The organism is Brevibacterium sp. CS2, assembly GCF_005280295.1.
GTDB lineage: Bacteria > Actinomycetota > Actinomycetes > Actinomycetales > Brevibacteriaceae > Brevibacterium > Brevibacterium pityocampae.
In genome coordinates, this window is record NZ_CP040020.1 from 1,406,669 (window position 1) to 1,421,209 (window position 14,541).

Genomic DNA, 14,541 nt, shown 5'->3' on the forward strand with positions numbered 1-14,541 from the left:
TTTCACATCGGGCGGGAGAGATCCTCGGAGATCTGCTGGAGCTGGGCGAGGCGCTTCTCCAGGCTGGGGTGCGTGCTCAGCAGCTGCACGACGTCGCGGCCGTTGATCGCCGGGACGAGTGCCAGGTGGTTGGCGCCGGAGGCGGCGCGGAGGTCCTGGGCGGGGATCCGGCCCATCTCACCGCTGATCTTCGTCAGCGCCGAGGCGAGCGTCGAGGGGCTGCCGGTGAGGTAGGCGGCCGCGCGGTCGGCGGCGAGCTCCCGGTAGCGGGAGAGGACCCGCATGAGGACGAAGCTCAGGGCGTAGACGACCACACCGACGAGCATCATGGCGAGCTGGATCGGGATGCCGCCGGTGTTGGAGTTCCCGCGGCCGCGCCCGCCGGAGTAGAGGAAGCTGCGCATCATCAGCCCGGCGACGACACCGGTGACGCCGGCGACCGTCATCACCGTGACGTCGCGGTGCGCGACGTGGGACAGCTCGTGGGCGAGGACGGATTCGACCTCCGCCGGCTCGAGCTGCTCGAGCAGTCCGCGGGTCACGCACACCACGGAGTGGTCCGGCGAGCGCCCGGTGGCGAAGGCGTTGGGCACCGGGGAGTCGGAGTAGGCGACCCGGGGCTTCGTCGAGTCGGCCAGCTGGCACAGCCGGTCGACCATGACGTGGAGCTCCGGCGCCTCCTCCGGCGTGACGACGCGGGCGCGCATCGACTTGAGCGCGATCGAGTCGGAGAAGTACCACTGGAAGAAGAAGATCCCGACGCTGATGAGGAGCGCCAGGATCGCTCCGGCGGCGCTCCTCCCCAGGATCCACCAGATCGCGAGGATGAGGACGACGTAGATCAGCCCGTTGAGGAACACGGTGAGGCCCATGCGGAACGACAGTCCGCGGTCCTTGATGAATCGCGAGGTGGCCATGGAGTCGAGCGGCCTGCTTCCTGTGGTGTGGCGGCCCGCCCCGGCCGGCGCCGGGGCGGTGGACGGTGACGCGGGGGGACCGCGCGCCGCGGGCTCAGGCGGGGTCGGGGAGGAAGCCCTCGCCGGTGAGCAGCCGGCGGATGTCGTCGATCTCGGCATCCGGGTAGGGGATGACGATGTCGGACCCGCCGAGGAAGTCCTCGGAGACCGGCTGCGCATGGTCGTAGATGTACTGGCGGAGCGTCTCGAGCGCGCGGTGCACGTGCTCGGCATCGCCGGACTCGACGGCCTCCTCGACCTCGGCGTCGTACTTCTGCAGGGTGTCCTGCTCGACGTCGGCGACGTCGAACTGGCCCTCACCCATGATGCGGACGATCACTGCGCACCCCCACGGCCGTCGACGGTGCCCTCCGCGGTGCCCTGGGCCGGGTCCGAGATCTCCGCGTCCTCGGCCTCGAGGGCCGGACGACGGGCGCCGCCGTCCCCGCTCGGCAGCGAATCGCGCATCCGGGCGAGCTCCATCTCCACGTCGTTGTCGCTCGACAGCGCGTCGAGCTGGGCGGAGATGTCGTCCTTCGCGGTGCCGGTCATGTCGTCGAGCGCGCCGGAGGCGATGAGCTCGTCAACGGCGCCGGCGCGGGCCTGCAGCTGCGCGGTCTTGTCCTCGGCCCGCTGGATCGCCAGGCCGACGTCGCCGAACTCCTCGGAGATGCCGGTGAAGGCCTCACCGATCTTCGTCTGCGCCTCCGCGGCGGTGTACGTCGCCTTGATCGTCTCCTTACGGGTGCGGAAGGCGTCGACCTTGGCCTGCAGGCGCTGCGAGGCGGTGGTGAGCTTCTGCTCCTCGGCCTGGAGGTTCTGGTGCTGCGTCTGGAGGTCGGCGATCTGCTGCGACAGGCCGGACTTCCGGGTGAGCGCTTCGCGGGCGAGGTCCTCGCGGTTGACCTCGAGGGCCTTCTGCGCCTGCGACTGGAGCTTCGCCTGCTGCTGCTCGAGCTGGCCGATCTGGAGCTCAAGGCGCTTGCGGCTCGTCGCCACGTCCGCGACCCCGCGGCGCACCTTCTGCAGGAGTTCGAGCTGCTTCTGGTACGAGTAGTCGAGGGTCTCGTTGGGGTTCTCGGCCTTGTCGAGGGCCGAGTTCGCCTTGGCGCCGAAAATCATGGCGATGCGTTTGAAAATGCTCATGCTCAGGGAGTCTCCTTCGGAGCCGGTCGGAGAGCCGTGGCACGGGGCGGGGAGCACCGACGGCCACGGCGCTCGGTCACGCGTGCGGTCCCTGCCCACACTACTGCGTGAGTCTGGAAATTTCCGCCGAGATCCGCGCCCGGTCTGCGATCCGCGGCGAGGGCGGCCGCGGCGCACGAACAGCCTCAGCGCACGAACAGGCGGGTGTTCGCCTCCTCGACCTCGCTGTACTGCCGGCCGGCGAGCTGGAGCGCCTCCTTGATCGAGTCGAGCGACTCGTGGACGCGACGCTGCACCGCCTCCCAGTCGTCGACGACGGCGGTGAAGTTCTGCGCCGCGCTGCCGCGCCAGCACTCGTTGAGGGTGCGCAGATGATGGAGCAGCTGGTCGACCTCGCCGCCGAGCACGGTCACCGACCGGGATGCGGTGGCGGCGGTGGCGAGGACGCGCTCGGAATCGACTTCGAACAGGGACATGGGATCCTCCTGGGGTGACGGGCTGGTGCTCCCAGGTTCGTCCCCCACCGGTCCGCCGCGCCAGGCACGGACGGGGGCTGTGGATGACGCGATATCGTCCACAGCCCCCGGCTCGCACGCGTGGGTGCGCCTGTGACCTCCGGTCCCGGCGTCAGCCCTCGCCGAGCGTCGTCTGCACGTTCGTCTCCGAGCCGCCGCGCACGATCGTGAGCGTGACGGTGTCGCCGACCGCCTGCGCACGGATGATCGCCTGGAGCGACACACTCGAGTTCACCGGGGTGTCGTTGACCGCGATGATGTGATCGCCCTGCTGGATGCCGGCCTGGTCGGCCGCGGAGCCGCCCTCCACAGCGGAGACGACCGCGGAACCGCGGGAGATGCCGCCGCTCTCGACCTCGCCGGAGGTGATGCTCACCCCGAGGTGCGGGTGCTTGGCCTCACCGGTGGAGATGAGCTGGTCGGCGATGTTCGTCGCCTGCGAGATCGGGATCGCGAATCCGATGCCGATCGAGCCGCTCTGCCCGCCGGAGCCGGGCTGCTGCAGGGTCGCCGTCGAGGAGTTCACGCCGATGACCTCGCCCTGCCCGTTGACGAGCGGACCGCCGGAGTTGCCGGGGTTGATCGCGGCATCGGTCTGGATCGCGTTGGTGATCGTCAGCGCGATGTCCTCCTCCGAGGGGTTCTCCCCGATGTTCGAGGTGGTCACCGGTCGATTGAGCGCGGAGACGATGCCGGTGGTCACGGTGTCGGCGAGCCCGAGCGGGTTGCCGAGCGCCATCACCGGGTCGCCCACCTGCATCGCCGCGGAATCGCCCACCGGAAGCGGGGTGAGTCCCTCGGGCTGCTGGTCGAGTTGGAGCACGGCGATGTCCGTCTCCGGATCACGGCCGACGATCGAGGCGCTCACCATCGCACCGGAGTTCGTCACCACCTGCACCTCGCCGCCGGCGGTGTCGGCGGGGGCGACGACGTGGTTGTTGGTGATGATGTAGCCCTGGTCGCCGTAGACGAACCCGGAGCCCACACCGGACATCTGGCCGTTGGTGCCCACCTGGATCGCGACGACGCTCTGCGTGGCCTCGGCGGAGATCGCGGTCCAGTCCGGGGTCTCGATCGTCACCTCCTCCTGCGACTGCCGATCGTTCTGCGCATCGAGGAAGAACGCGGTGCCGACGCCGATCGCCCCGCCGATGAGCGCGGCGACGAGGGTGAGGGCGAGGAGCGGGAGCCAGCCCGGTCCGCGGCGGCCGCGCCCCGGTCCCGAGGCGGGAGCCGGCGACGCCGGGCCGGAGCCGGCCGGTCCGGCGTGTGCTGTGGTGCCGACCGCAGTGCCGGTGGAGGTCGTGCCGGCGGCGGGGGCTCCCGCGGAGCCGTAGCCCGGCCGGGTGCCGCCCTGCTGTCCGTACTGCTGGCCGTATCCCGGCGCCCCGCCCTGCTGTCCGTAGCCCGGCTGTCCGGCCGGTGCGGACTGTCCCGAACCGGGTCGGCCGTAGCCCTGCCGGCCGGGCTGACCCTGCTGACCCGGGGACTCCTGACCCGGGGACTGCTGACTGTAGCCCTGCTGACCCGAGGGCCCGGCAGGAGCAGCGGGAGACCCGAAGGTCGGGCGCTGCGGTTCGGCATGCCGTCCGGGACCGGAGGCGTACCCGGGGGTGTGCTGCCCGTATCCGGACTGTCGGGGGTCCCCGGGGCCGGGGCGCTGTGGATCGTCGCTCATGGGAGGTCCTTCCTCATCGGCTCGGTGTCCTCGCCGGAGATGTCCTGCGGGGGGATGGGGAGGTCGACGCGGAACGTCGCGCCGCCTCCCGGGGTCGGGTGCACGGAGATCTCGCCGCGATGGGACTCGACGATCGCCTTGACGATCGACAGGCCCAGGCCGGAGCCTCCGGTGTCGCGGTTGCGGGAGGAGTCGAGGCGGTAGAAGCGCTCGAAGATCCGCGGGGCCAGGTCGGGGTCGATGCCCTCGCCGTGGTCGCGGACCTCGAAGCGCACGCGGCCGGCGGGGAAGCCGCGGAGGTTCTCGCTCACGCTCACGCCCCCGGTCGCCGACACATCGGGCACGATCGCCTGCTCCCCGGTGCGGGTGCGGGCGCGCTCCCCGGCCTTCGCCGCCTTCTTCCTCTCGGCGCTCTGCTTGCGCTCCTCGGCAGCCTCGCGGCGGAAGATCCGCACCGGCCCGGTGACGAAGCCGCGCTCCGGCTTGGTCTCCTCGGACTCGGCAGCGGGCTCGGGCAGACCGACGACGCCCACGGCGAACTCGATCGCGGTCTGCGGCGGGGTGTGCCGCACGGCGTTGCCGACGAGGTTGACGATGACCTGGCGGAGCTTGGCGTCGGAGCCGATGACCGGCGGCACCGGCGGGGCGTCCTCGCCGTCGAGCCCGATGAAGGCGATGTCCCGGTCGGGGTCCTGTGCGGCGGCGTCCGCAGCGGCATCGCGGACGATCGCGGCGAGGTCCACCGGGCCCGTCTCGGTCCGGCGCAGCTCGTCCATCCGGGCGAGCACGACGAGGTCCTCGACGAGCACTCCCATCCGCTTCGCCTCGGCCTCGATCCGGCTCATCGCCTGCGCGACGTGCTCGGGGTCGGTGACCGCACCCTGTCGGTAGAGCTCGGCATAGCCGCGGATCGTCACGAGCGGGGTGCGCAGCTCATGGGAGGCGTCGGACACGAACTGGCGGATCCGCTTCTCCGAGCGGGTCTGCCCGTCGAAGGAGTCCTCGATCCGTCCGAGCATGGTGTTGAGCGCGGCGGACAGCCGACCGAGCTCCGTGCCCGGCGGGTACGTGGACACGCGCTGGCTGAGATCGCCGGCGGCGATCCGGGAGGCGGTCTCCTCGATCGCCTTGAGCGGGCGGAAGGTGTTCGTGATCGCGAAGTACCCGACCCCGGCGACGAGCGCGAGCGCGAGCAGGCCGATGCCGACCATGGTGTTGCGGGCGCGCTCGCTGATCGCGTCGACCTCGCGGTCGAAGGGCACGGCGATCGCGACGAGGAGGTCGGAGCTGCTCACGGTGAGCGCCCGCACCCGCCACTGGGAGCCGGTGCCGTTGACGGTGAACGGCCGCCCCTGCATCGTCGTCACGGTATCGGAGTCGATGATCGGCAGGCGCGGGGTGTTGTCCGGCACCGGGGCCACCGGATCGTAGATCCGGTCCCCGTCGGTCGTGTAGAACTGCACGTAGTACGAGCCGGGGAGCAGGTTGCGCAGCGAGTCCTCCGAGGGGGTGGAGGACTCCGGGGTGCGCAGCGGGGCGGGGACGAGCACCTGGTCGGCGGCCTGGATCACGAGCGCCTCGGAGGCCTGGATGAGCCGTTGGTCGGTGCGCTCGATGAGGCTCGCGCGGAGGTTCTCGAGGACCCAGGCGCTCGTGCCGGACAGGACGAGCACCATGAGGGTCATCATGATCGAGAGGAGCTTGGTCGTGAGCGACCACTCCTCCCAGATGACCGTCCGGTCCCTGCGGCTGTGTCTGACGGGGGCGGAGATGGCTCGGTCGCCTACTTCTGCTCGGGCGTGCGGAGCATGTATCCGACGCCGCGCTTGGTCTGGATCATCGGCGTCCACGCGAGCTCGACGGGATTGCCGGCCTCGTCCGTGGTGGGCGCGGTGTCGATCTTGCGGCGCAGGTAGGAGATGTAGGACTCGACGATGCCGGTGTCGCCGCCGAAGTCGTACTCCCACACGTGATCGAGGATCTGCGCCTTCGACAGCACGCGGTTCGCGTTGAGCATGAGGTAGCGCAGGAGCTTGAACTCGGTCGGGGAGAGGTCGATGAGGATGCCCCCGCGGCGCACCTCGTGGGTGTCGTCGTCGAGCTCGAGCTCGCCGACCTCGATGACGGCGGTCTCCTCCTCCTCGAGGCTGTGGGTGCGACGCAGCACGGCGCGGATGCGGGCGACGACCTCCTCGAGGGAGAACGGCTTGGTGACGTAGTCGTCGCCGCCCACCGTGAGGCCGGTGATCTTGTCGGAGGTGTCGTCGCGTGCGGTGAGGAAGACGACCGGGATGTGGCGCCCGGCCTGGCGCAGGCGGCGCGTGACGGTGAAGCCGTCCATGTCCGGGAGCATGACGTCGAGGACGAGGAGGTCCGGTTCGGTCTGCTCGGCCAGGCGCAGGGCCTCGGTGCCGTTGGCCGCGGACACCACGTCGAATCCGGCGAAGCGGAGGCTGGTGGAGAGCAGCTCGCGGATGTTGGGCTCGTCGTCGACGACGAGGAGGGTCGCCTCGACGTCCTGGGCTTCATGGTGAGTCGTGTTCATGGTCCGAGTATGCTCCCCGAATCTGGTAGTCGGCTGGATGTCGACTGAGCATGAATGTGATGTGAGTCTCATCTAGGACGATGCGCGACCCGGGGGTGGGATTCACGCATGGTAGCTCCCGTCGTCCGGTGAGTCCTGGATGATGTCGCGGCCCTCGATCGGCGATCCGGAGGTCCCGACGGGCGCGTCGTCGAGGCCGACATCGGGGATCCCGTCGCGGTTCCGGTCGGGGGAGTAGCGGGCGCCGCGGAGGCGGGGGTCCGGGCCGAACCGGTCGGCCGAGGCGGCGTTCCAGTCCGCCGCCCAGCCGCGCGGCGGGTCGCTGAGGAGCTCGCCGTGGCGCAGCCAGTTGTAGAGCGTCTGATAGGTCACCACCTCGGTCTGCGAGATGCGGCGGCGCAGCATCCGCAGGTCGAGCTCCTCGGGGCCGGACACCCCGAGCGTGGAGAGCATCTGCTTGGTCTCCTCGATCGTCGCCCGGTGGTAGTTGTAGACCTGCTCGGACTTCGAGGGGACGTCGAGCCCGCGGGCGAGCTTGGGGTCCTGCGTGGCCACGCCCGTGGGGCAGTGGTTGGTGTGGCACTTCTGGGCCTGGATGCAGCCGACGGCCATCATCATCGCGCGCGCCGACATGCAGAAGTCAGCGCCTTGGATGAGCAGCCGCACGATGTCGTGGCCGCTCGCGATCTTGCCGGCCGCGCCGATCCGGATGTGCTCCCGCAGGCCGCAGCCCATGAGCGCGTTGTGGACGATGTGGAGGCCCTCGGCGAGCGGCGTGCCCATGTGGTCCTCGTACTCGAGCGGGGCCGCCCCGGTGCCGCCCTCCGCGCCGTCGACGATGATGAAGTCGGGCAGGATGCCGGTGGCGAGCATCGCCTTGCACAGGGCGAGGAAGTCCCGACGCATGCCGACGCAGAGCTTGAAGCCGATCGGCTTGCCGCCGGAGAGCTCGCGCAGCTGCGCGATGAACTCCATCATCTCCGTCGGGGTGCCGAACGCCGAGTGCCCGGGCGGGGAGATGCAGTCCATGCCCACGGGCACACCGCGCGCCTCGGCGATCTCCGGGGTGACCTTGTCCCCGGGCAGCACCCCGCCGAGGCCGGGCTTGGCGCCCTGCGAGAGCTTGATGGAGATGGCCCTGACCTCGTCGAGCCGGGCCTTGGCGGCGAACTCCTCGGGGGAGAAGTTCCCGTCCGCGTCGCGGCAGCCGAAATAGCCGCTGCCGAACTCCCACAGGAGATCGGTGCCCGCGCCGAGGTGGTATTTCGTCAGGCCGCCCTCCCCGGTGTCGTGGAGGAAGCCGCCCTTGGCCGCACCCCGGTTCATCGCGAGCACGGCGTTCTTCGACAGGGAGCCGAAGCTCATCGCGGAGATGTTCAGCAGCGAGGCGTCGTAGGGCAGGGTGCACTGGGGACCGCCGAGGCGCACGCGATGCTCGCCCTCGGGGATCCGGCCGGGCTGGACCGAGTGGACGAGGTACTCGTATCCCGGGGAGCGCACCTCGAGCTCGGTGCCGAAGGACTTGACCGAGTGGGTGCCGGCGGCGCGCTCGTAGACGAGGAGCCGGACATCGCGGTCGAAGGGCTTGCCGTCGTAGTTCCGTTCGACGAAGTACTGCTGGATCATCGGCCGGATCGTCTCCATGAGGTACCGGCCGCGGCCGATCACCGGGAAGTTCCGCAGGATCGCGCGCTCGCGCTGGGTGATGTCGATGATGCCGAGGACGAGGAGGAGGATCGCGGGGCCGGCGAGCAGCCACCACCAGGCGGAGACGACCACCGCCAGCAGGACGGAGGCGGCGACCAGGGCGAGGAGTGCGACGAACACGGCGATGGCGACCATGGGACCAGCCTACGCCGGTGCTCCGGCGCGGTCACCGGGCCGGGTCCGCGCCGGTGCCGACCGTGCGGCACAAGGCGCCCTGCCCGTCCGGTTCAACCGGCCTCGGCGGCCTCCTGCCGTCTGCGGTAGGCCGCGACGTGGGCCCGGTTGCCGCAGTTGCCGACGTCGCAGTACCGCTTCGAGCGGTTGCGGGAGAAGTCGACGAACACTGCGTCGCAGTCCTCGGCGGCGCAGTGCTGGAGGCGGGCGAGCTCCCCGTCGCGGACGACGTCGACGAGCACGAGAGCGATGTCGATCGCGATCCGGTCGGCGAGCGGCGCGGTCTGCGCCACCGCGTGGAGGTGCCAGCCCCAGTCGTCGTGGTCGACGAGCTGGGGGAGCGCATTGCATCGCAGCAGGGTGGCGTTGACGAGGGCGACGACCGATTCGACGGAGTCCGCGCCGAACACCGTGGCGAACTCCGAGCGGACCGCGTGCACCCGCTCGAGTTCCGTCGCGGTCCCGGTGAGCGGGCCGGAGAAGCCGTGGGTGCGCACGAATTCGGTGAGCGATGCGGGGTCGGGGAGGTCCTCGACGTCCCGGCGGCCGCTGTTGACCAGGTCGACGAGCATGAGCAGGTTGGAGCGCGCCTCGTAGGTGAAGGTCATGGTCGGACCAGTCTACCGGGCGGGCCTTCCCGGGCGCAGCAGATGTCAGGCGCATCACGCATTTGACTCATGAGCCAGGGATCGTGTCTACTGAGATCCGGCGGGGCTCTGTCATGAGTCAAATGTCGAACACTCATGAGTGATGCAGATCACTCCCCATCATCCCGTGAGGAGGACACCATGAAGCAGCAGGTCGCGCTGGGTCTCGCCCTGACCCTCCTGTCGTCGTTCCTGTTCGCCGCATCCGGCCCCGTGGCCAAGGCGATGTACGCGGTCGGCTGGACGCCCGGCGCGGTGGTGCTCCTCCGCCTGCTCGGCTGCGCTTTCGTGCTCGCCGTTCCCACCGTCGTCGCGATGCGCGGACGCTGGGGCGCGGTGCGCGCGCACTGGCGCATCGTCGTCGTCTACGGCGTCGTCGCGATCGTCGGCGTGCAGCTCCTCTACTTCCTCGCCGTCGAGCACCTCACCGTGGCCGTCGCGCTGCTGCTCGAGATGACCGCACCGCTGATGATCGTGTTCTGGGTGTGGATGCGCACCGGCAGCCGCCCGGCACCGGCGACCTTCGCCGGCATGGTCACCGCGATGCTCGGGCTCGTGCTCATCCTCGACCCGCGCGGGGCCGAGCTCCACCTCGGCGCGGTGCTCCTGGCGCTCGGCGCCGCGGTGTGCCTGTGCGCCTACTTCCTCATCGGGGCGAAGGCCGACATCGACATCCCGCCCGTCGCCCTGACCGGGCTCGGCATGGGTGTGGGTGCCGGTGTCATGCTCGCGCTGTGGCCCACGGGGATCCTCGAGTACTCCTTCACCTCCGTCCCGGTCGACCTCGGCGGGGCCGAGGTGCCGTGGTGGGTCGCTGTGGGGCTGCTCGCGGCCGCGACCGCCGGGGCCTACCTCACCGGCGTCATGGGCCTGCGGATGATCGGGGCGACCGTGTCGAGCTTCGTCAACCTCACCGAGGTGCCGTTCTCCGTGCTCGTCGCCTGGCTCGTGCTCTCCGAGCTGCCCGGCTACGTGCAGCTCGTGGGCGGCGTGTTCATCATCGCCGGCGTCGTATTCATCAAGCTCGGGGAGTCCCGCGTTCCCGTCCGCGAGGTCGTGGTCGACGAGGTCACCGCGGCCGAGGACGCGCTCACCGAGGACGCGAGCTCCGGGGCGGGCCCCCGTGCCGCCGGGGATGCCGCGAGCCCGGAGCTCCGGGCCGTCGACGGCTGAGCTGCCGGCTGACCGGCGGGAGGCTCAGTCCTCGAACGGGTGGTTGTGGATCGTGTACGCGTAGCCCTGCTCGGTGAGGAACCGGCGACGGTGCGCGGCGAACTGCTCGTCGACGGTGTCCGCGGCGACGACCGTGTAGAAGGTCGCCGGCTCCGCGTGCGCCTTGGGGCGCAGGATCCGGCCCAGGCGCTGCGCCTCCTCCTGCCGGGAGCCGAAGGCGCCGGACACCTGGATCGCGACGGACGCCTCGGGCAGGTCGACGGAGAAGTTCGCGACCTTCGACACGACGAGCACGCGCACCTCCCCGGACCGGAAGGCATCGAACAGGCGGGTGCGCTCGCTCACCGGGGTCTGCCCGGTGAGGACGGGCGCGCCGAGCGCGGCCCCGAGCTCCTCGAGCTGGTCGAGGTACTGCCCGATGACGAGCACCTGGGCGCTCGGATGCGCGGCGACGAGGTCCTCGACCACAGGCACCTTCGCATCCGAGCAGGCGGCGAGCCGGTAGCGGTCCTCGCCGTCGGCCCGGGCGTAGGCGATCCGGGTGCCGGAATCCAGGCGCACCCGCACCTCGTGGCAGGTCGCCTGGGCGATGTAGCCGGCCTTCTCGATCTCCTTCCACGGCGTCTCGAACTGCTTGGGGCCGATGAGGGAGAACACCTCCTCCTCGCGCCCGTCCTCGCGCACGAGCGTCGCGGTGAGGCCCAGGCGGCGGCGCGCCTGCAGACTCGCGGTGAGGCGGAACACCGGAGCGGGCAGCAGGTGGACCTCGTCGTAGACGACGAGCCCCCAGTCGCGCGCATCGAGCAGCTCGAGGTGGAGGTAGGAGCCCTTCCGGCGGGTGGTGAGGACCTGGTAGGTCGCGATCGTCACCGGCCGGATCTCCTTGACGGTGCCCGAGTACTCGCCGATCTCCTCGGCGGTGAGCGAGGTGCGGCGCAGCAGCTCGGCCTTCCACTGCTGGGCGGACACCGAGTTCGTCACGAGGATGAGCGTGGTCGTGCCGACGGCGGCCATCGTCGCCGCCCCGACCACGGTCTTGCCCGCCCCGCACGGCAGCACGACGACGCCGGATTCCCCGGTGAGGAAGGAGTCGACCGCCCGCTGCTGGTAGTCGCGCAGGTGCCAGTGCGCCGGACTCCCCGGCCCGGACCCATCGTCGTCGGCCGCCTCGGCCTCCGGGTCCGGCTCCGGGGCGTCGGCGGTGAGGGCGATGCTGTGGGCCTCGCCGTCGACGTAGCCGGCGTGGTCGGCCACCGGGTGGCCGAGCTTGAGCAGGCGGTGCTTGAGCTCGCCGCGCTCGGAGGGGTGGACGGCGACGGTGCCCGCATCGATCCGGGCACCGAGGATGCCGGCCAGCTCCGGCTGCCCGACGAGATCGTCGAGGAGCTCGGGGCGGGCGCTCGTGAGGACGAGCCCGTGGACGGGCGAGGTGACGAGGGTGAGGACGCCGAACCGGTCCATGATGTCGACGATGTCGAGGAGCACCTCGTGCGGCACCGGGTGCCCGGCGAACTCGAGCAGGGTGTCGACGACGGATTCCGCGTCGTGGCCGCTGGCGCGCGCGTTCCACAGCCCGAGCGGGGTGATCGTGTAGGTGTGGACGTGCTCCGGGGTGCGGGCGAGCTGTGCGAAGGGCGCGATCGCGACGGCCGCCTCGGCGGCGTCCGGATGGGCGGCCTCGAGGAGGATCGTCCGGTCCGACTGGACGATGAGCGGGCCGCTCATGCCGGCCCCGCCTCGGCCGCCGGTCCGCCGTCCGGCTCCCCGGCAGGGGGATCGAGCGGAGCCGCCGCTGCGATCCGGGACACCGCGAGGGCGATCTCGGTAGCGCGCCCGCCGGCCTGGCGCACTCCGCGCACGCGGCCGCCGGTGATCTGCGTGGGGCGCAGTGCGAGGCGTCGGCGCGCCCCGTCGGCGCCGACGACGGTGACCTCGACGGCGCGGCCGGCGGCCTGCGCCTCCCGCAGCACGTCGAGCACGCTGAGCGGGGACGCGCCCGCCTGCACCGGAGCCGCAGCGGTGCGGCCGCGCAGCAGGCCGACGATGAAGGCGGGACGCTCGTCCGCGGGGATCCGCAGCGAGCTGCGGGCCACGGCACCGGAGTTCCGGCGGCGGACCGCGCGCGGCCGGGGGCCCGCCCCGGCGCTGTGCGAGCCGATCGGCTGCCCGCTCGCCTCGAGGAGCGTGGTGAGCCGGTCCTGCGAGACCTTCGCGAGCGCCACGGTGGGGGCGATGCGCTCGAGGCCGGCGCCGGCGAGCAGCGGGTCGGCGAGCAGCGGGCCGAGGTCGTCGGGCCGGTCGACGACGACGACGGCGCGGGCCGGGGCGACCTGCACCCGGTGGAGCTTCGCGGCGGCCTCCTCGACGAGGAAGCGCAGCGGCTGCGGGACGCCGGTCGAGGACACCTGCTCGATGAACGCGAGGACGTCCGCGGCGGAGCGCCCCCGTCGGAGCGCGCGGGACACCGAATCGCCGGTGAACCGGTAGACGGTCCCTTGCCCGCGCGCCTCGATCAGCGCGATGTCGTCGAGCTGCGCGTGGAGGCGCGGCGCCACCGGCCCGGCGGCGACGGCGGTGAGATCGGACTGGACGAGCACGGTGGTCTGCAGCTCCGGGAGCGCGGCGTCCACCCGGGCAGGCAGCTCCGACCCGAGCTCGACGAGCGCCGGATCGTAGCCGGCCGACGTCGCGGCGGCGCGCATCGCAGTCACGAGCGCACGTGCGGCGAGCCGTCCGAATCCCGTGAGCCCGTAGGCGTGCGGGGCGGTGAGCGGGGAGCACACGAGTCCGAACGCCTGCGCCTCGCGGAGCACCTGGGCCAGCGTTCCGGGGCTCAGCGCGGCGGCGAGCGGCCGCTCCCAGCGCAGCTGTGCGAGCAGGGCGTCGACGGGGACCGCCCAGGCGTCGCTGACCTCGGCATCTGCGCCGCCGGTCATCGCACCGGCGTCCGCCGCACCGTCTGCGGGAGCGGCCGCGAGGAGCGCGGCGAGCACGAGGTGCTTGAGGAGGGGGAGCTGGGGGAGCGCGGACGGGAAGCCCGCGTAGGGGTTGAGGCGGCCGTGCCCGGCGGCCGAGGACAGGGCGTGGACGCGCTCGCCGCGCCCGGTCCGGCCGGCGAGCACGTGGGTGGTGTCGACGGTGCCGGTGAGCCAGGTGGTGAGCAGCCGGGCGTGCGCCTCGGCGCCGGGCAGCGCGAGGAACTCGTCGTAGTGCGCCGTCGGCAGCCACTGCGGGTCGACGTCGGAGCCGCCCACCCCCAGCAGGTCGGAGGCTCCGGCGAGCTCGAGGAGGAACACCGCGTGCTCGGGCTCGAGGCGCGCGGCCCGGGCGCGGAGCTGGACGTCGCGCTTGCCCACCCCGCCGCTCGTGAGCTGGGAGGGCGGGTCGTCGTCGACGGCGTCGAGGAGGGAGAGCACCTCGGACAGCAGGCCCGAGGCGGCCGCGGCCTGCGCATTGGAGACGAGGGCGGCCGGGATCCGCACCGGTTCCACCGGGACCGGGCGCTGCGCGGTGAGCCAGTCGATGTCCTGGGCGCGGTCCGCCGCGGAGGTCGGCAGCAGGCCGACCGTCTCCGCATGGACCCGCAGGAGCGGGGCGGACAGGGGGTCCGCGATGTGCTCGGCCTGGGCCGGCCAGACGAGGCCGAGTGCGAGCAGCCGGGTGAGCACCCCGGGCGCGGCGGCGAGGGTGGACGCGGGGACCGCGGGATCGACGCGGGCGGCCACGGCCGCGCGGTGGACGGCGCGCAGCTGCTCGGTGTCGAGCGATTCGATGGCGGCGGCGACGGCCGCCCGGGTCGCGGCCCGCGCAGCCAGGGGCCGCGGCGTCGGGGGTGTCGCTGCGGAGGAGGTCCGGCCGGGCCTCGCACACGGCGAGGAACCAGGAGTCCTCGGCGCGGGAGAGCCAGGAGGCGAAGGAGATGAGCTGAGGCATCCGCTCCAGTGTAGTCCGGCTACAATGGTGGAGCTTGCGGGATCGGGGCCACCGTGCCCACGACCGC

General features: G+C 71.9%; 12 protein-coding genes. 1 reads left to right on the top strand and 11 read right to left on the bottom strand.

The window, feature by feature from the left end; genetic code table 11:
* Positions 1-2 precede the first annotated feature (2 nt).
* From htpX to FDF13_RS06270, 9 genes are all read right to left on the bottom strand, one after another.
* Positions 3-917, bottom strand: coding sequence for a zinc metalloprotease HtpX (gene htpX / locus FDF13_RS06230; RefSeq protein ID WP_137318912.1), 915 nt, complete (start codon positions 915-917; stop codon positions 3-5).
* A gap of 94 nt (positions 918-1,011) precedes the next feature.
* The gene (locus tag FDF13_RS06235) at positions 1,012-1,296 is read right to left on the bottom strand and encodes a hypothetical protein (protein ID WP_137318913.1); all 285 of its coding nucleotides are present in this window, start codon (positions 1,294-1,296) and stop codon (positions 1,012-1,014) included.
* On the bottom strand, positions 1,293-2,102 hold the full coding sequence (locus FDF13_RS06240; protein WP_137318914.1) for a PspA/IM30 family protein: 810 nt from the start codon (positions 2,100-2,102) through the stop codon (positions 1,293-1,295). The genes FDF13_RS06235 and FDF13_RS06240 overlap by 4 nt, the downstream gene beginning before the upstream one ends.
* 185 nt (positions 2,103-2,287) lie before the next feature.
* Entirely contained in the window at positions 2,288-2,578 is a 291-nt protein-coding gene (locus tag FDF13_RS06245) for a WXG100 family type VII secretion target (RefSeq protein WP_137318915.1), read from the bottom strand.
* A 151-nt stretch (positions 2,579-2,729) separates the two neighbouring features.
* Entirely contained in the window at positions 2,730-4,295 is a 1,566-nt protein-coding gene (locus FDF13_RS06250) for a S1C family serine protease (RefSeq protein WP_137318916.1), read from the bottom strand.
* Positions 4,292-5,980, bottom strand: coding sequence for a cell wall metabolism sensor histidine kinase WalK (locus FDF13_RS15460; RefSeq protein ID WP_137320395.1), 1,689 nt, complete (start codon positions 5,978-5,980; stop codon positions 4,292-4,294). Before FDF13_RS15460 ends, FDF13_RS06250 begins: the two co-directional genes overlap by 4 nt.
* A gap of 98 nt (positions 5,981-6,078) precedes the next feature.
* Positions 6,079-6,840 (bottom strand): response regulator transcription factor, encoded by a 762-nt coding sequence (locus FDF13_RS06260; protein ID WP_137318917.1) that lies wholly within the window; start codon positions 6,838-6,840, stop codon positions 6,079-6,081.
* A 102-nt stretch (positions 6,841-6,942) separates the two neighbouring features.
* A complete protein-coding gene (locus FDF13_RS06265; RefSeq protein ID WP_137318918.1) occupies positions 6,943-8,682 on the bottom strand; it encodes an FMN-binding glutamate synthase family protein in 1,740 nt (579 codons plus the stop codon).
* A gap of 92 nt (positions 8,683-8,774) precedes the next feature.
* Positions 8,775-9,329 (bottom strand): CGNR zinc finger domain-containing protein, encoded by a 555-nt coding sequence (locus tag FDF13_RS06270; RefSeq protein WP_175406883.1) that lies wholly within the window; start codon positions 9,327-9,329, stop codon positions 8,775-8,777.
* A 180-nt stretch (positions 9,330-9,509) separates the two neighbouring features.
* Between FDF13_RS06270 and FDF13_RS06275 the strand changes: the two genes are divergently transcribed.
* Positions 9,510-10,541: a DMT family transporter gene (locus FDF13_RS06275; protein ID WP_254668933.1), complete on the top strand. Its 1,032-nt coding sequence runs from the start codon at positions 9,510-9,512 to the stop codon at positions 10,539-10,541.
* Positions 10,542-10,565: 24 nt separating this feature from the next.
* Here the strand turns inward: FDF13_RS06275 and FDF13_RS06280 are convergent, their stop codons facing one another.
* Both FDF13_RS06280 and FDF13_RS14715 read right to left on the bottom strand, forming a co-directional pair.
* The gene (locus tag FDF13_RS06280) at positions 10,566-12,266 is read right to left on the bottom strand and encodes a DNA repair helicase XPB (protein WP_137318920.1); all 1,701 of its coding nucleotides are present in this window, start codon (positions 12,264-12,266) and stop codon (positions 10,566-10,568) included.
* Complete coding sequence (locus tag FDF13_RS14715) at positions 12,263-14,266, bottom strand: helicase-associated domain-containing protein (protein ID WP_175406884.1); 2,004 nt, start codon at positions 14,264-14,266, stop codon at positions 12,263-12,265. The genes FDF13_RS06280 and FDF13_RS14715 overlap by 4 nt, the downstream gene beginning before the upstream one ends.
* Positions 14,267-14,541: the final 275 nt, after the last annotated feature.